At 68.7% G+C, this 16,170-nt stretch carries 14 protein-coding genes; 8 read left to right on the top strand and 6 right to left on the bottom strand.

Annotated features, from left to right (window positions below; translation table 11 throughout):
• Positions 1 to 26 precede the first annotated feature (26 nt).
• From ACLKOY_RS17305 to ACLKOY_RS17340, 8 genes are read left to right on the top strand one after another with little or no spacing between them, the layout of a single operon-like run.
• Positions 27 to 1,541, top strand: coding sequence for an ABC transporter ATP-binding protein (locus ACLKOY_RS17305; protein ID WP_436454714.1), 1,515 nt, complete (start codon positions 27 to 29; stop codon positions 1,539 to 1,541).
• A complete protein-coding gene (locus ACLKOY_RS17310; protein ID WP_436454715.1) occupies positions 1,538 to 2,857 on the top strand; it encodes an ABC transporter permease in 1,320 nt (439 codons plus the stop codon). Before ACLKOY_RS17305 ends, ACLKOY_RS17310 begins: the two co-directional genes overlap by 4 nt.
• A complete protein-coding gene (locus ACLKOY_RS17315) occupies positions 2,854 to 4,140 on the top strand; it encodes an ABC transporter permease (protein ID WP_363575265.1) in 1,287 nt (428 codons plus the stop codon). The genes ACLKOY_RS17310 and ACLKOY_RS17315 overlap by 4 nt, the downstream gene beginning before the upstream one ends.
• A 7-nt stretch (positions 4,141 to 4,147) precedes the next feature.
• A complete protein-coding gene (locus ACLKOY_RS17320) occupies positions 4,148 to 4,546 on the top strand; it encodes a cytidine deaminase (protein WP_042536471.1) in 399 nt (132 codons plus the stop codon).
• Entirely contained in the window at positions 4,543 to 5,835 is a 1,293-nt protein-coding gene (locus tag ACLKOY_RS17325; RefSeq protein WP_436454716.1) for a thymidine phosphorylase, read from the top strand. The genes ACLKOY_RS17320 and ACLKOY_RS17325 overlap by 4 nt, the downstream gene beginning before the upstream one ends.
• A 52-nt stretch (positions 5,836 to 5,887) precedes the next feature.
• The gene (locus ACLKOY_RS17330; RefSeq protein ID WP_436454717.1) at positions 5,888 to 7,003 is read left to right on the top strand and encodes an adenosine deaminase; all 1,116 of its coding nucleotides are present in this window, start codon (positions 5,888 to 5,890) and stop codon (positions 7,001 to 7,003) included.
• A gap of 3 nt (positions 7,004 to 7,006) precedes the next feature.
• Positions 7,007 to 8,110, top strand: coding sequence for a polysaccharide deacetylase family protein (locus tag ACLKOY_RS17335; protein WP_436454718.1), 1,104 nt, complete (start codon positions 7,007 to 7,009; stop codon positions 8,108 to 8,110).
• 30 nt (positions 8,111 to 8,140) lie between these two features.
• Positions 8,141 to 9,028 carry a carbohydrate kinase family protein gene (locus ACLKOY_RS17340; protein WP_436454719.1) on the top strand — a complete coding sequence of 296 codons (888 nt, stop codon included), beginning with the start codon at positions 8,141 to 8,143 and terminating at the stop codon, positions 9,026 to 9,028.
• Between the two features lie 19 nt (positions 9,029 to 9,047).
• Here the strand turns inward: ACLKOY_RS17340 and ACLKOY_RS17345 are convergent, their stop codons facing one another.
• The 6 genes from ACLKOY_RS17345 to ptsP all read right to left on the bottom strand — a co-directional run bounded on the left by ACLKOY_RS17345 (position 9,048) and on the right by ptsP (position 16,148).
• Entirely contained in the window at positions 9,048 to 9,797 is a 750-nt protein-coding gene (locus ACLKOY_RS17345; protein WP_436454720.1) for an alpha/beta hydrolase, read from the bottom strand.
• Positions 9,798 to 9,845: 48 nt separating this feature from the next.
• On the bottom strand, positions 9,846 to 11,150 hold the full coding sequence (locus ACLKOY_RS17350; protein WP_436454721.1) for a flavin-containing monooxygenase: 1,305 nt from the start codon (positions 11,148 to 11,150) through the stop codon (positions 9,846 to 9,848).
• Positions 11,151 to 11,235: 85 nt separating this feature from the next.
• The gene (locus ACLKOY_RS17355; protein WP_436454723.1) at positions 11,236 to 12,393 is read right to left on the bottom strand and encodes a mannitol-1-phosphate 5-dehydrogenase; all 1,158 of its coding nucleotides are present in this window, start codon (positions 12,391 to 12,393) and stop codon (positions 11,236 to 11,238) included.
• Positions 12,393 to 12,824, bottom strand: a complete 432-nt coding sequence (locus ACLKOY_RS17360; protein ID WP_363575281.1) for a PTS sugar transporter subunit IIA — start codon at positions 12,822 to 12,824, stop codon at positions 12,393 to 12,395. Before ACLKOY_RS17360 ends, ACLKOY_RS17355 begins: the two co-directional genes overlap by 1 nt.
• A gap of 67 nt (positions 12,825 to 12,891) precedes the next feature.
• Positions 12,892 to 14,526, bottom strand: a complete 1,635-nt coding sequence (locus ACLKOY_RS17365; RefSeq protein ID WP_436454724.1) for a PTS mannitol transporter subunit IICB — start codon at positions 14,524 to 14,526, stop codon at positions 12,892 to 12,894.
• Positions 14,523 to 16,148, bottom strand: a complete 1,626-nt coding sequence (gene ptsP, locus ACLKOY_RS17370) for a phosphoenolpyruvate--protein phosphotransferase (RefSeq protein ID WP_436454790.1) — start codon at positions 16,146 to 16,148, stop codon at positions 14,523 to 14,525. Before ptsP ends, ACLKOY_RS17365 begins: the two co-directional genes overlap by 4 nt.
• Positions 16,149 to 16,170 lie beyond the last annotated feature (22 nt).

The raw sequence follows: 16,170 nt of genomic DNA on the forward strand, positions 1-16,170 counted from the left end.
ATGACACTTCTGGATAAGGTGCAGATATGAAGCTCGAACTTCGCGGTATCACCAAGCGGTTCGGAACCCTGGTGGCCAACGACCACATCGACCTGGTCGTCGAGCCGGGGCAGATCCATGCGCTGCTCGGTGAGAACGGTGCAGGCAAGTCCACTCTGATGAACGTCCTCTACGGGCTGTATCAGGCCGATGAGGGCGAGATCCTCCTGGACGACGTCGTCCAGCGGTTCCGCGGCCCCGGCGACGCGATGAACGCCGGCATCGGCATGGTGCACCAGCACTTCATGCTCGTCCCCGTGTTCACGGTGGCCGAGAACGTCATGCTCGGCCACGAGCAGACCAAGGGCCTGGGCACCCTCGACATCACGAAGGCGCGTGAGCACGTCCGCGCCGTCGCCGCCCGCTTCGGCTTCGACATCGACCCTGACGCCATCGTCGGCGACCTCCCCGTCGGTGTGCAGCAGCGCGTCGAGATCATCAAGGCGCTCTCGCGCGACGCCAAGGTCCTGGTGTTCGATGAGCCCACCGCCGTGCTCACGCCGCAGGAGACCGACGAGCTCATGGGCATCATGCGTCAGCTCCGAGACGAGGGCACGGCGATCGTCTTCATCACCCACAAGCTGCGTGAGGTGCGCGAGGTCGCGGACACCATCACGATCGTCCGCCTCGGCCGCATCGTCGGCGAGGCGTCGCCCACGGCGACCAACGCCGAGCTGGCCTCTCTGATGGTCGGACGTGCGGTCGAGCTCACGGTGCACAAGGACCCGCCGCGACTCGGCGAGGGCGGCCTCGACGTCAAGGGGCTGCGCGTGCTCACCTCCGCGGGAGCCATCGTCGTCGACGGCGTCGACTTCTCCGTGCGCCCAGGTGAAGTTCTCGCGGTGGCCGGGGTGCAGGGCAACGGCCAGACCGAGCTCGTCGAGGCCATCGTCGGCCTCGCGGCCAGGGTCGAAGGATCGATCACGCTCGGTGGCACCGAACTGGTCGGCAAGAGCGTGCGAGCCATCCTCGACGCCGGTGTCGGCTTCGTCCCGGAGGACCGCACCGAAGACGGACTCGTCGCGGGCTTCTCCGTCGCGGAGAACCTGATCCTCGACCGCACGGGCGACGAGGAGTTCAGCCGAGGCGGCACCATCCGCCGATCCGCGCTCGAGGACTTCGCCCGCGCACGGATCAGCGAGTACGACATCCGCACGCAGGGCCCGCACACTCCGGCAGGCACCCTCTCCGGAGGAAACCAGCAGAAGGTCGTGATCGCCCGGGAGATGAGCCGCGAGCTCAAGCTGCTCGTCGCCGCGCAGCCGACGCGTGGAGTCGACGTCGGCTCCATCGAGTTCATCCACAAGAGGATCATCGAGACGAGAGACGCGGGCATCCCCGTCGTGGTCGTCTCGACCGAGCTCGACGAGGTGGCGGCTCTCGCCGACCGCATCGCTGTCATGTACAGAGGCACGATCGTCGGGATCGTTCCCGGCGACACCCCGCGCGAGACGCTGGGTCTGATGATGGCGGGCGCCGCCGAGGGAGAGGTGGCCGCATGAGCGGTACGACGCCACAGGGGAGCAGCTCGGCGGGCCAGGGATCCGCCGACCAGCTCTCGGTGAACACGACCACGACGATGCGCGATTCGGGCGCGGTTCCGCCTCCTCCTCGCGGCAACGTGATCCTGAAGGAGATGCTCCGAGGCAGCGCAGTCACGACGATCCTCGCGATCTTCCTCGCTCTGGTCGTCGGCGGCATCCTGATCGCCTTCACCAACGAGGATGTGCTGGAGGCCTCCGGCTACTTCTTCCAGCGTCCGAGCGACACCTTCGCCGCGATCTGGAACGCGGTCTACAACGGCTACGAGGCACTCGTCCGCGGAGCGATCTTCAACGCACGAGGCGCTGACTTCGCCGCGCAGATCCGTCCGCTGACCAACACGCTGGGCTTCGCCGCACCGCTGATCGCCGCCGGCCTCGGCGTCGCCCTCGCCTTCCGCGTCGGCCTGTTCAACATCGGTGCACGCGGTCAGATGCTGATCGGCGTCGCGGCTGCCGGTCTCCTCACCTTCCAGCTCGACCTGCCGTTCTGGCTGCACATCCCGGTCACCCTGATCGCCGGCATCGCCGGTGGCGCACTGTGGGGTGCGATCGCCGGTCTGCTCAAGGCGCGCACCGGCGCGCACGAGGTCATCCTCACGATCATGCTCAACTACGTGGCGTACTACCTGCTGCTGTGGATGATTCGCACACCCGGACTGCTGCAGAAGCCTGGCACGAACCAGGCCCTCGGCTACGCCACCCCTGAGAGCGCGCAGTTCCCCGAGCTCCTCGGGCCGCAGTTCCCGCTGCTCGATCTCGGGTTCGTGATCGTGATCATCGCGACCCTGTTCGTCTGGTGGCTGATCGAGCGCTCGTCGCTCGGAATGCGGATGCGCGCAGTGGGTGAGAACCCCCACGCCGCGCGCGCGGCCGGAATCAGCGTGCAGCGCGTCTACGTCTACGCCATGCTGCTCGCCGGTGCTCTCGCCGGTCTCGCGGGCATGAACCAGGTCCAGGGCGCGGTCACGACCGGTATCACCGAGACCATCGACGCCGGAATCGGCTTCGACGCGATCACCGTCGCCCTGCTCGGCCGCAGCCGCGCCTGGGGCACCTTCGCCGCCGGCATCCTGTTCGGCGCACTCAAGGCCGGATCGTTCTCGATGCAGGCGCAGGACATCCCCGTCGACATCGTGCTCGTCGTGCAGTCGCTCGTCGTGCTGTTCATCGCCGCGCCGCCTCTGCTGCGCGCCGTGTTCTTCCTTCCCAAGTCCGATGCGGAGAAGGCTGCCAAGGCGAGAGCCAAGGCCACGAAGAAGGCGGTGACAGCATGACCTCCCTCGTCCAGAGCGAAGCCGCTGACGGAACCGTGCAGCTCGCCACCGTGCGCGAGCGGCACCTGAAGGCGCCGATCGTCCTCGCCGCAGCCACCGTGCTGCTGGCGCTCCTGATCCTGCTCGTGCCGCGCAGCGGCACCAGCACCTTCCGGCTCAACGACCCGTCTTCACCGTTCGCGCTGCCCGATGTGGCGCTGCCGACGGGGCCGACCAGCTGGGTCGTCATCGTGATCCTCGTGCTGCTGTCGGCGCTCGCGTTCCTGCGGGCGTGGACGTACCGCAAGCCCTCGATCTGGCTCGTGATCGCCTTCAGCGTGATCGCCGTCTTCGGGTTCCTCGTGTGGGCGGGCGCGGGAGGTCTCGTGCCCGTCAGCAGCCTGCTGTTCGGAGCTGTCTCCCTCTCCGTCCCCCTCGTGTTCGGTGCCCTCGGCGGCGTCATCGGCGAGCGGGCGGGTGTGGTCAACGTCGCCATCGAAGGCCAGCTGCTCCTCGGAGCGTTCGCGGCCGCGCTGCTCTCGAGCGTCACCGGCAGCCCGTTCATCGGACTGCTGGGCGCCATGCTCGGCGGCGTGCTCGTCGCCGCCGTGCTGGCCGCGTTCGCGATCAAGTACCTCGTCGAGCAGGTGATCGTCGGTGTGGTGCTCAACGTGCTCGTCAGCGGTCTCACCGGCTTCCTCTACGGCGCGCTGCTCGCACCGAACGAGACGGAGCTCAACACCCCCGTGCGCTTCAGTCGCATCGAGATCCCGCTGCTCAGCGACATCCCGATCATCGGTCCGGTGCTCTTCAACCAGACGTTCATCGTCTATCTCATGTTCGTCACCGTCGCCATCGTCGCCTGGGGCCTGTACCGCACGAAGTGGGGACTCCGCGTCCGCGCCGTCGGCGAGCACCCGCAGGCCGCAGACACGGTCGGCATCAAGGTCAACTCGACGCGCTTCTGGAACGTGCTGCTCGCGGGCGCGATCGCCGGCATCGGCGGTGCGTACTTCACGCTGGTGTCGGTGCCGCAGTTCGGAAAGGACATGACCGCCGGTCTCGGCTTCATCGCCCTCGCCGCGGTGATCTTCGGACGCTGGGATCCGATCCGCGCGACTCTCGCCGCGCTGCTGTTCGGCTTCGCCACGAACCTGCAGAACCTGCTGTCGATCCTCAAGACACCGATCCCCGGCGAGTTCATGCTGATGCTCCCGTATGTCGTGACGCTGCTCGCGGTCGCCGGTTTCGCCGGTCAGATCCGTGGGCCGGCGGCCAGCGGCAAGCCGTACATAAAGTCCTAGGAGACACATGACTGACATCGACTGGGACGAGCTCCGCCAGGTTGCGACCGACGCCATGACCAAGGCCTACGCGCCGTATTCGCGATACCGGGTCGGAGCCGCCGCGCTCGTCGGCGACGGTCGCATCGTCGCCGGCTGCAACGTCGAGAACGCGTCGTACGGGGTGACCCTGTGCGCCGAGTGCGCACTGGTGGGTGACCTGCACATGTCCGGCGGCGGCCAGCTCGTCGCCTTCGTGTGCGTGAACAACGACGGACAGACGATCATGCCCTGCGGCCGCTGCCGACAACTGCTCTACGAGCACGCGATGCCCGGGATGCTGCTGGAGACAGTCTCCGGCATCCGGACCATCGATGAAGTACTGCCGGATGCGTTCGGCCCCCGAGACCTGGAGGACGCCCGATGAGCGTTGAGCCCTTCGACGCCGTCGATGTGATCCGTGCCAAGCGCGACGGAGGCGCCGTGCCCGAGAAGGCGCTGCGCTGGATGGTCGACGCCTATACGCGCGGCTACGTGTCGGACGCGCAGATGGCGTCGTTCGCGATGGCGATCTTCCAGCGCGGCATGGAGCGCGATGAGATCCGTGTGCTCACCGACGCGATGATCGCCTCGGGGGAGCGGATGAGCTTCGCGACCCTCGGCAAGAAGACCGTCGACAAGCACTCGACCGGAGGGGTGGGCGACAAGATCACTCTGCCGCTCGCACCGCTGGTCGCCGTGTTCGGCGTCGCGGTGCCGCAGCTCTCCGGCCGCGGACTCGGCCACACGGGCGGCACGCTCGACAAGCTCGAGTCGATCCCCGGCTGGCGCGCCGCGCTCAGCAACGAAGAGATGTTCGCGCAGATGCAGGGCGATGTGGGCGCGGTGATCTGCGCCGCAGGTTCCGGTCTCGCTCCTGCCGACAAGAAGCTCTACGCGCTGCGTGACGTCACCGGCACGGTCGAGGCAATTCCGCTGATCGCATCGAGCATCATGTCGAAGAAGATCGCCGAAGGCACGGACGCGCTGGTGCTCGACGTGAAGTTCGGCTCGGGCGCGTTCATGCAGGACATCGATCGGGCACGTGAGCTCGCGCGCACGATGGTCGCGCTCGGCACCGACTCCGGCGTCGCCACGACCGCACTGCTCACGGACATGAACGTGCCCCTGGGGCGCGCGATCGGAAACGCCAACGAGGTCCGCGAATCGGTCGAGGTGCTGGCAGGTGGAGGCCCCGCCGACGTCCGCGAGCTGACGATCGCCCTGGCGCGCGAGATGCTCGCGCTCGCAGGACAGCCGGATGCCGATGTCGAGGCCGCTCTCGACGACGGACGCGCGATGGACGGCTGGAAGGCCATGATCCGTGCGCAGGACGGCGACCCGGACGCACCGCTGCCGACAGCACGCGAGACGCACGTGGTCACCGCCCCCGCCGACGGCGTGGTGTCTCAGCTGGACGCGCTGCCGTTCGGCATCGCGGCGTGGCGTCTCGGCGCAGGACGCGCGCGGGCCGAGGACCCGGTGATCTTCGAAGCCGGCATCGATCTGCACGCCAAGCCGGGCGACCGCGTCGTGGCGGGCCAGCCGCTGTTCACCCTCTCCGCCGCCGATGAGGCCAGGTTCCCGCGTGCCCTCGAGGCGATTGAGGGCGCCTGGGCGATCGGTGACGAGGCTCCGGCCGCGGGGCCGATCGTGCGCGAGCGCATCACGGCCTGATGCGCAGACCGCTAGCCTGAACACAGCGAATCCGCGACCGAGAGGAATCCCCATGTCGATCGACGCGAACGGCGATGTCACCATCCAGGGGGCGTCTCTGCGAGGCCTGCCCAAGGTGTCGCTGCACGACCACCTCGACGGCGCAGTGCGCCCGTCGACCATCATCGAGCTGGCGGATGCGATCGGCGTCGATGTGCCGGAGTCGAACCCGGCCGCTCTCGGCAAGTGGATCGCGAAGAAGAGCGACTCGGGTTCTCTGGTCGAGTACCTCAAGACGTTCGATCTGACGACCGCCGTCATGCAGACGACGGAGGGGCTGACGCGCGTCGCACGCGAGTTCGTGCAGGACCTCGCGCATGACGGAGTGATCTACGGCGAGGTCCGCTGGGCGCCCGAACAGCACCTCACCCGCGGTCTCTCGCTCGAGCAGGCCGTCGAGGCCGTGCAGCAGGGCATCGAGGAGGGCGAGGACGCCGCTGACAGCGACGGCCACAGCATCCGCGTCGGACAGCTGATCACCGCGATGCGTCACACCGACCGCTCTCTCGAGATCGCAGAGCTCGCGGTCGGGTTCCGCGGACGCGGAGCCGTCGGCTTCGACATCGCCGGTCCCGAGGACGGCTTCCCTGCCTCGAACCATCGGGCCGCCTTCGACTACCTCGCCGAGAACTTCTTCCCCGTCACAGTGCACGCGGGTGAGGCGGCCGGCCCGGCCTCGATCCGGTCGGCGCTCGTCGACGGACGAGCCCTGCGACTCGGCCACGGCGTGCGCATCGCCGAGGACCTCCACGTGATCACTCAGGAGGGCGACGAGGTGCAGGTGCAGTTCGGTGACCTCGCCCGCTGGGTGCGCGACCGCGAGATCCCGCTCGAGCTCTCGCCGTCGTCGAACCTGCAGACCGGCGCGATCGCGGCGTGGGGCGACACCCTCGCCGATCACCCGTTCGATCTGCTCTACCAGCTCGGCTTCGCCGTCACGGTGAACGTCGACAACCGCACGATGAGTGCGACCTCGCTCACTCGTGAACTGTCGCTCCTCGTGGAGACCTTCGAGTACAATCTCGACGACCTCGAGACCTTCCAGTTCAACGCCGCGGCCGGAGCCTTCCTTCCGGTCGAGGAGCGCGAGGAGCTCGTGGAGATGATCGCCGACGGATTCGACATCTAGACCATGGCTTCCGGGGGGAAGCGACGCCGCATCGGCGTCGCACTGATCATCAGCGCCGTCATCGTGCTCGGGGCTGGCGCGGCAGCGGCGTACTCCTGGTCGACGCGCGCGCCGGAGGAGAGTGTTCCGCGCGCCGGCGCCGCCGTTATCGAGCGTCCGCTGACACCCGCTCAGCAGCTCCTCGCCGATGCCGACGACCCGCTCGCGTGTGCGGTGAGCTTCTTCGGCGACGGAGCTCCGGCCGAGCCCATGCTGCAGCGGCAGGACGCGCTCTACGCGGCCCTTCCGATACCGGCGCAGGACGGGCGCGTGTTCGCGGGGTGGTACACGACCGAGGCGGATGCTGCCGCATACACGGTCGCCGCACGCGTGAACGGTGCCGACCCCGTCGCCTGCGTCGATCAGCAGACCGAGCTGTTCGCCGGGTGGACGACCCCCGAGGCGAACGCCGCTGCCGACGTGCAGGTGCCGATCCTGATGTACCACCAGTTCACCGCGAACCCGGACGGCGAGTCCGGGTGGCTGCGCGGCAACTACGCGTACATCGGCGACTTCGAGGCGCAGATGACCCACATCGCGACGACGGGCTTCTACCTTCCGACCTGGGACGAGCTCAGCGCGTTCATCGACGGCCGCCTCTCGCTGCCCGCCCGATCGGTGATCATCACCGACGACGACGCCGACCAGACCTGGTTCGACCTCGCGGTTCCGGTGATCGAGCGGAACAGGCTCCTGTCGACGTCGTTCATGATCACGGCCTACCGGCAGGACCCACCGCCGTCGATCTATGTGCTGCGCCGTTCGCACACCCATGACATGCACCAGGCCGGAGAGAACGGCAAGGGCCGGATGACGAACTGGACGGCCGACGAGATCGCGGCCGACCTGAACGCGTCAGGGGACGTGCTCGGGGTGCGCGAGGTGATCGCGTACCCGTTCGGACACTACAACGACACCGCGAAGCAGGGCGTCGCGCAGGCCGGCTTCGAGATGGCACGGACCATCGAACCCGGATACGTCGAGATCGGGACCGACAAGCTCGCGCTGCCGGTCGTGCGCATCGACTACGGAATGGGCCTCGACTCGCTGATCAAGCGGATCGGCTGATCAGGCGGCCACACCGGGCAGGATGGAGCCATGACCGCATCCGTCTTCATCGCGGGGCCGGCTTCCTGGAACTCGATCGTCGTGCTCGATCGTCTGCCGGAGCCCGTGCCCCACATGCAGTTCGCCGAGGACTCCTGGGAGACGGTCGGCGGCACGAGTGCAGGCAAGGCGCTCAGCCTCACCGCGCTCGGGCGCCCCACGCTGCTGTATGCGCTGAGCGCGGCGGACGAGCCGGGGGAGCGCGTGCGCGATGGCCTCGGCCGGGCAGGGGTGAACGCTCTCTGGGGCCAGGGTGACGTCACTGAGCGCCACCTGAACCTGATGACCCGTCGAGGCGGGCGCGTGTCGCTCTACCTCGCCTCGCCGTCGGCTACGGATGGGGCTGACGACGCTGCTCTGGTCGAGGCGATGCGAGAGGCCGATGCGATCGTGCTCGACCTCGCGGCGGAGCCCCTCCGGCTTCTCCCCGCGGCCAGAGCGACGGGGCGCCCGATCTGGGTCGACGTGCACGACTACGACGGTGAGGCCGACTTCCACCGGCCGTTCCTCGACGCGGCCGACGCCGTGTTCTGCAACGCCGATCGTCTCTCCGATCCCGTGGCCTTCCTGCGCTCGCGCATCTCTGCGGGAGCGACGCTCGCGGTGTGCACGCTCGGTGCGGACGGCGCTGTGGCGATCGATGCGGACGGCGTGGAGCACCGCGTGGCGGCGGCGCCCGTCGACGTCGTCGACACGAACGGGGCCGGCGATGCCTTCCTCGCGGGTGTGCTCGATGCCCGACTCTCCGGCGCGGACGTGCCGTCGGCACTCAGCGCGGGCGCACGGACAGCGGCAGGGGTGCTCGGCACGCGGCATCTGCATCCGCTGCTCGATCCCGTCATCGTCGGAGACCGCGGCGCTGAGACGCAGGGCGTCTGAGACAGGGGCGAAGAGCAGATCAGCCCTGGGGGAGTGCGGCCATGAAGGGAATCAGGAGCTCGGCGACCTCGGAGTGCATCTCGTCGTCCGTGATCGTCGGCGTCCCATCGCCCGCCTGGGTGCCGTAGTCGCCGAAGGATGCGTGGGATGCACCCTCGATCTCGATCATCTCGGCGTCGGCAGGAAGCAGATCGCGGGCCGCATCGACCTTCTCGGGCGTCGAGAGTCCGTCCTCGCTGCCGGAGATGCTCAGGACGGCGAGATCGGTGTCGGAGACATCGTTCGAGCAGTACGACCCGAACAGCACGAGCGCCTCGGCGTCTGCGGCGAGCTGACAGGCGCGCACGCCGCCCAGCGAGTGACCGCCGATCGCCCACTCGTCGATGTCGGGGGCCGCAGAGGTGAAGGAGTCCAGGCCGCGCAGGTCGAAGAACGCGAGGTTCAGCCACGGGCGGGTGATCACGACCGTCACGCCCTCCTCGGCGAGGCTCTGCAGGATGGCTGCGTACGCCCACGGGTCGACCTTCGCCCCGGGGACGAACACGAGACCCGTCTCGGACTCGCCGTCTGCGGGCGTGAGGACGATGCCCTGATCGGCGTCCTCGACGTGGATCGCCGAGTTCTCGCGGACGCTCGCCAGCGGTGCCTTCTCAGCGGGCATCACCCCGATCTGGCTCCAGGCGACGATGCCGCCGATTCCGAGCACGAGGACGGCGACGAGTCCCCAGACGATCACTTTCAGGACACGGCGTCCACGCTTCTTCTGCACGGGATCAAGGGTAGAGCCCGCGCATGTGAAGGACCCCGGCGCGAGACATCACGGACGTCGCCCCGTCGGGTTCTCCAGAGTCAGCTTCTCTCGGCGGACGGCGCCTCGGTAGGCGTCCTTGTTGACGTAGTAGGCCATGCGGTCGATTCCGAGGTAGCGATAACCGCCGGTGAGATCGGGCCACGGCTCCGAGGTCACCCGGTCACGGAACCGCGTCGCGGTGGCCGGAGCGTGCTCGGCGGCGTCGAGGTAGGTCGCCAGCAGGTCGGCCTGCTCGTAGCGCCCCTGCCATCCGATCCCGGACGCTTCGATCATGCCCATCACGTAGAGGCCGTTGAACGAGGCGGGGAAGATGTTCAGGAACAGCCGAGGAGCCGCGCCGCGCCAGTGCAGGTGCGTGCGGTCGACGAACGGATAGTCGAGCGTGTAGCCGGTCGCGAGCAGCACGAGGTCGTAGTCGTCGGCCGTGCCGTCGCGGAACCGCACGGTCGACCCGTCGAACCGGTCGACGTCCGGGCGGATGCGCAGGTCACCTTGGCCGAGGTGGTTGAGGATCATCGTGTTCACGATCGGATGGGATTCGTAGATGCGATAGTCGGGCTTCGGGAACCCGAACCGCACCGGATCGCCGGTGAACGCCCGCAGCACGCGACTGTCGACGGCCTGCTTGATGCGCGCGGGCAGCGGACGGCCCTGGTTGAGCGTGTCGCTCGGCCGACCGAAGAGATAGCGCGGCACGAAGTAGTAGCCGCGACGCACGCTCATGTCGACCGACGCGGCGTGATGCACGGCATCCACCGCGATGTCGCAGCCCGAGTTGCCCGCGCCGATCAGGAGCACGCGCTTGCCGGCGAGTCGGTCGGGTGACCTGTAGGCGCTCGTGTGCATCAGCTCGCCGGTGAAGGTGCCCGCGAAAGCGGGGATGTTCGGCTCGGCCAGAGTGCCGTTCGCGAGCACGACGCCGGCGTACCACCGGGTGTGCTCGCCTTCGGGGCCGTCGCTGGTGAGGTCCCAGCCGCCCTCGCGCGGTTCGAGGCGGGTGACCCTCGTCTCGAACCGGAAGCGGCCGGTGAGCCCGAAATGGTCGGCGTAGTCGCGGAAGTACTGCCGCAGCACGCTATGCCCCGGGTAGTCGACCGTCGATCGCAGAGGGAACTCGGTGAACTCGGTGGTGGTGCGTGACGAGATCAGATGCGCCGACTCGTACATGGTGCTGCGCGGGTTCTCGATGTCCCAGAGACCGCCGACCCCTGCCGAGGCCTCGTACCCGTCGATGCCGATTCCGCGCCGCGTGAGCGCGCGGGCGGCAGCGAGCCCTGACGGCCCTGCGCCGATGACGGCGTATCTGTTCATGCTGCTCCCGCACCTCGCTGTGCACGCACCTGCGCCCTCCGCCGATCGTATCGGCAGAGGGCGCAGGTGATGCGTGCTGCGGCGCTCAGGAGGCGTTCAGAGCCGTCTGACGCGAGATCACGGCGTCGAGCACCGCAGGGAACAGCGGGTGCTCGGGATCCAACCCCGTCGTGCGCACGGTGAAGGCGAGAGCGTCGTCAGTGCGCAGGGCATCCTGCATCTCGACTGCCTGCTCGTCGTCGGGCGCTTCGAACTCCAACGCGGCGGTCACGGCGCCGACCAGGGCGATGGTCGACAGCCCTCGCTCGGCGGCCATCGCCGCGGGCCCGATGAAGCGTTCGTGCCGCGAGATCTTGCGCAGCGGCTGACGCCCGACGCGCTGCACGGTGTCGACGAGTGCGGGGTTGCGGAACCGCTCGAGGATCGTCGAGCGATACTGCGCGAGCTCGGCGGGGTCGAGGCCGTGTTCGGCGACCAGGACCGCGGAGGTCTCCTCGAGGGTGGCGGACACGCGAGCGGCGATGTCGGGATCCGCCAGTGCATCCGAGATGCGCTCGATCCCGGCACGAGCGCCGAAGTACGCCGTCGCGGCGTGACCGGTGTTCACCGTGAAGAGCTTGCGCTCGATGTAGGGCGCGAGGTTCTCGACGAAGTGCGCTCCGGGGATCTTCGGCAGTGCGCCGCCGAAGGCCTCCGACTCGATCGCCCACTCGAAGTACGGCTCGACGGTGACGTCCACTCCGCCGTCTGCGGGCTGCCCGGGCACGATGCGGTCGACCGCGGTGTTCGCGAACACCGCGCGGGAGAGCAGCTCGTCGGCATCCACTCCCGCCGCTTTCGCGATCTCGACACGGAGGGTGTCGGTCGCGCCGATCGCGTTCTCGCACGCCATGACCTGCAGCGGGGCCGCGCCGGCCGAGCGGCGGGCGAGGCCCGCGACGATCGTCGGAGCCACGAAGCGCAGCACCGTCGGTCCGACGGCCGTCGTGACCACATCGGCGGTCGCGACCTCGTCGGCGACGGCATCCGGATCGGTCTTGCTGTTCACCGCGCGGAAGCCCGTGACCACGTGGTCGGTGCCGCCGGGGCCGGCCTCGTGCACGGTGTAGGAGTCGACGGCGTTGATCGCGTCGACCAGGGCGTCGGCGACGTCGGAGAACACGACCTCGTAGCCGCCCTCGTGCAGCAGCAGTCCGACGAAGCCTCGGCCGATGTTGCCAGCACCGAAGTGGACGGCCTTCATCAGTCGTTCACCGCCGAGAGCAGGGCGTACAGCTCGTCGGGGGTCTGTGCGGCGTTGAGCTTCGCGACGTCGTCGTCATCCGAGAACAGGATCGCGATCTGCGAGAGGATCTCGAGGTGCTCGTCGCCGCGTCCGGCGATGCCGATCACGAAGGTCGCGGGTTCACCGGCCCAGTCGACGCCGCCGTCGTAGCGCACGACCGAGAGACCCGAGGCGAGGATCGCATCCTTGGTGTCGTTCGTGCCGTGCGGAATCGCCAGACCGTTGCCCATGTAGGTCGACACGGTCTCCTCGCGCTGACGCATCGCGTCGACGTAGGCGGGAGTGACGGCGCCGACGGACACGAGGATGTCGGTCGCCTCCTGCAGAGCCTCCTGCTGAGTGCTGGAGCCTGCGTGGATGCGGACCTGGTCGAGGGTGAGAACGCTCATGGTGATTCCTTCTTTCTGAGAATGTGGGGGCGGGGCGGATGCCGTGGCATCCGCCCCGCCCGGTCTGTCACGCGTCGGAGTCGCGCTGCTCGCGCACCATCTCGACGACCTCTTCATACTTCGGAGAGTTCATGAAGTTGTCGACCGACACGTGGATCGAGTTCGGCGACTGCGCCTGCGCCCGGTCGGTCAGCTGCTGCTGCGTGATGACCAGGTCGGCGGTGCCGTCGAGGTTCGCGATGGCCTGGTTCGTGACGGTGACGCCGTCGACCCCTGCCTTCTTGAACTTGTTGCGCAGCACGCTCGCGCCCATGGCCGACGAGCCCATTCCGGCGTCGCAGGCGAACACGATGTTCTCGATGCGGCGGTCGGTGGCGACACCAGCACCTGCACCGGCGGCTGCCCCGGCCGCACCCGCGCCCGACGAGGCACGCAGGGCGTCCATCGCGGAGGAGGACTTGCCCTTGTTCGCCTCGGTCTGTGCGATCGCGTCGCCGAAGCTGTCTCCCTCGGCCTCGAGGTCGCGCTTGCGCGAGGCGCGCAGGATGACTCCGGTGATGAGGAACGTGACGACGGCGGCGATGACGACCGACAGGTACACGACCAGCAGATTGCCGACGCCCGGGCCGATTGCTGCGGCGGTCACGGCGATGATGCTGCCGGGAGCTGCCGGGAACGCCAGGCCTCCGCCGAGCACCATGTTCGTGGTCACACCGGCTGCGCCACCCGCGATCAGAGCGAGGATCGTGGTCGGCTTGCTGAGGGCGTACGGGAAGTAGATCTCGTGGATGCCACCGAAGAACTGGATGATCGCCGCACCGGGTGCGGATGCCTTCGCGACGCCGACACCGAAGAAGGTGAACGCGAGCAGCAGACCGAGGCCGGGGCCGGGGTTCGCCTCGATGAGGAACAGGATCGACTTGCCGGTCTCTGTGGCCTGCTCGATGCCGAGCGGGGTGAACACGCCGTGGTTGATGGCGTTGTTGAGGAACAGCACCTTCGCCGGCTCGACGATGATCGAGACGAGCGGGAGCAGGTTCAGCGCGACCAGCCAGTCGACCGCACCGCCGAGGACCGCACTGATGCCGAGCATCACGGGACCGAAGGCGAAGAAGCCGAGGATCGCGAGGAGCATGCCGAGGATACCGGCGGAGAAGTTGTTCACCAGCATCTCGAAGCCGGGGCGGATCTTGCCGTCCCACAGCCGGTCCATCTGCTTGGTGATCCAGGCTGCGAGCGGTCCCATGATCATCGCGCCGAGGAACATCGGGATGTTCGTGCCGACGATGACACCCATCGTCGCGATCGTCGCCACGACTCCACCGCGCTCGCCGTAGACCATGCGGCCGGCGGTGTTGGCGATCAGCAGGGGCAGCAGGTAGGTGACCATCGGGCCGACCAGGCCCACGTAGCCGAAGAAGTTGCCGTCGGCACCCTCGGCCACGGCGGTCATGGCCCCCTGCCAGCCGATGATGGCCGAATCGCCGCCACCGCCCACGAGCTCGGCGACCGGGTACCAGTGCCAGCCGAACGGACTGTCGACACCGAAGAACCCGGCAGGGATGAACAGCATCGTGATGAATCCCCACGCGATGAACGCGGCGATGTTGGGCATGATCATGCCCGAGAGGAACGTGCCGAAGCGCTGCACGCCCGTTCGGAGGCCGCCTGCCTTCGTGGCGGCGGGTGACGTCGTCGTCATGATGTCGTCTCTTTCTGGTGAGGGGGAAGGGTTGCCGCTTCGTCAGCCACGGCGAGGCGAGCACCGGCGGCGTCGTCCGCCGCCAGTGCGAGTTCGGCGAAGTTGCGGGCTTCGTCGAGAGTGTGCTGCGACAGGGTGTGCCGCACGTCCGCGAGGGCCGACGGCGCCATCGAGAGACTCGTCGCGCCGAGCCCCACGAGCACGACGGCGAGCATCGGGTCAGCGGCAGCCTCGCCGCAGATCCCGACCGGCTTGCCGAGGCGAGCGCCTGCTGCGCCCACCTCGCGCACGAGTCGGAGCACGGCGGGGTGCCAGGGGTCCTGGAACGCGGCGACCGAGCCGAGCATCCGGTCCGCCGCCATCGTGTACTGCGTGAGGTCGTTGGTGCCGATCGAGGCGAAGTCCGCGTGCGCGAGGATCCGGTCGGCGAGCAGGGCGCTGGACGGGATCTCGACCATGACGCCGGCGGTCTTGAGGCCGTACTCGCGGGCGAGCGAGGTGAAGTACTCGGTCTCCTCGACGGTCGCGACCATGGGCGCCATGACCCACAGGTCGGCCTCGGTGGCGGCATCCGCCTCTGCCAGCGCGGTCAGCTGCTCGCGCAGGATGTCCTCGCTCGCTCGGAGCGCGCGCAGTCCGCGCAGACCGAGCGCGGGGTTCTCCTCGTGCGCGTCGTTGAGGAACGCCAGAGGCTTGTCGGCCCCGGCATCCAGCATCCGCACGACGACCTTCTGGCCGGGGAAGGCGGCAAGCAGCTCCCGATACGACTCGCGCTGCTGCTGCACCGTCGGTGCCTGCGCCGAAGAGAGGAACAGGAACTCGGTGCGGAACAGCCCGACGCCCTCGGCCCCGCGTTCGACGGCATCGGATGCGTCTGCAGGTTTCCCCAGATTCGCCAGCAGCGGGATCCGAGTGCCGTCGGCGAGGGCGCCGGGGGTAAGCGGTGCGGCGTCCGCCGAGCGGCGGGCGGCTGCGCGCTGTTCGGCGCGCGTCTTCTCGTCGTCGGAAGGATCGACGGTCACGATCCCGGCGGCGGCATCGACGATGACCTGGCTGCCGGTGACGAGGTCGGATGCGGATGCCGCGCCGACGATCGCGACGATGCCCTTCTCGCGGGCGAGGATCGCCGTGTGCGAGGTGGGTCCGCCGTCGAACGTGACCAGAGCCAGCACCTGATCGAGGTTCAGCAGCGCGGTGTCCGCCGGGGCGAGGTCGCGGGCGACCAGGACGAACGGATGCCCCGGGTCGGGAACCCCTGGCGCATCGACGCCGCGAAGGCGGGCGAGCACCCGCTGGGCGATGTCATCGAGGTCGGCTGCACGCTCCCCGAGGTAGCCCCCGACGGCTTCGAGCGTCGCGCGGAAGCCCGCGAACGCGTCGTGCACGGCCCATTCGGCGGTCGCACCGTCGTCGATGCGCGTGTCGACCTCGTCCTGCAGCGTCGGGTCCTCGGCGATCATCGCCTGCGCTTCGAGCACCTCCTGCGCCGAGCCGCCGGCCGCCTCACCGCGTGCGGTGAGCTCTTGCGCGACTGCGGCGACGGCCTCACGCACCCGTGCGCGCTCGGTGTCGACACCCTGGGTGCTGGGGGTGTTCTCGGGAGCGGGCAGCGGCTCGGTCATCCGGACGACGACGCCCTGGGCG

The sequence above is a fragment of the Microbacterium sp. K2 genome (assembly GCF_051365005.1).
Taxonomy (GTDB): domain Bacteria; phylum Actinomycetota; class Actinomycetes; order Actinomycetales; family Microbacteriaceae; genus Microbacterium; species Microbacterium foliorum_B.

What these genes read in the sequence shown, in the direction of transcription:
- ACLKOY_RS17305 (WP_436454714.1), top strand. Translation starts at nt 27, where the DNA reads ATGAAGCTCGAACTTCGCGGTATCACCAAGCGGTTCGGAACCCTGGTG.
- ACLKOY_RS17310 (WP_436454715.1), top strand. Translation starts at nt 1,538, where the DNA reads ATGAGCGGTACGACGCCACAGGGGAGCAGCTCGGCGGGCCAGGGATCC.
- ACLKOY_RS17315 (WP_363575265.1), top strand. Translation starts at nt 2,854, where the DNA reads ATGACCTCCCTCGTCCAGAGCGAAGCCGCTGACGGAACCGTGCAGCTC.
- ACLKOY_RS17320 (WP_042536471.1), top strand. Translation starts at nt 4,148, where the DNA reads ATGACTGACATCGACTGGGACGAGCTCCGCCAGGTTGCGACCGACGCC.
- ACLKOY_RS17325 (WP_436454716.1), top strand. Translation starts at nt 4,543, where the DNA reads ATGAGCGTTGAGCCCTTCGACGCCGTCGATGTGATCCGTGCCAAGCGC.
- ACLKOY_RS17330 (WP_436454717.1), top strand. Translation starts at nt 5,888, where the DNA reads ATGTCGATCGACGCGAACGGCGATGTCACCATCCAGGGGGCGTCTCTG.
- ACLKOY_RS17335 (WP_436454718.1), top strand. Translation starts at nt 7,007, where the DNA reads ATGGCTTCCGGGGGGAAGCGACGCCGCATCGGCGTCGCACTGATCATC.
- ACLKOY_RS17340 (WP_436454719.1), top strand. Translation starts at nt 8,141, where the DNA reads ATGACCGCATCCGTCTTCATCGCGGGGCCGGCTTCCTGGAACTCGATC.
- ACLKOY_RS17350 (WP_436454721.1), bottom strand. Translation starts at nt 11,150, where the DNA reads ATGAACAGATACGCCGTCATCGGCGCAGGGCCGTCAGGGCTCGCTGCC.
- ACLKOY_RS17355 (WP_436454723.1), bottom strand. Translation starts at nt 12,393, where the DNA reads ATGAAGGCCGTCCACTTCGGTGCTGGCAACATCGGCCGAGGCTTCGTC.
- ACLKOY_RS17360 (WP_363575281.1), bottom strand. Translation starts at nt 12,824, where the DNA reads ATGAGCGTTCTCACCCTCGACCAGGTCCGCATCCACGCAGGCTCCAGC.
- ACLKOY_RS17365 (WP_436454724.1), bottom strand. Translation starts at nt 14,526, where the DNA reads ATGACGACGACGTCACCCGCCGCCACGAAGGCAGGCGGCCTCCGAACG.
- ptsP (WP_436454790.1), bottom strand. Translation starts at nt 16,148, where the DNA reads ATGACCGAGCCGCTGCCCGCTCCCGAGAACACCCCCAGCACCCAGGGT.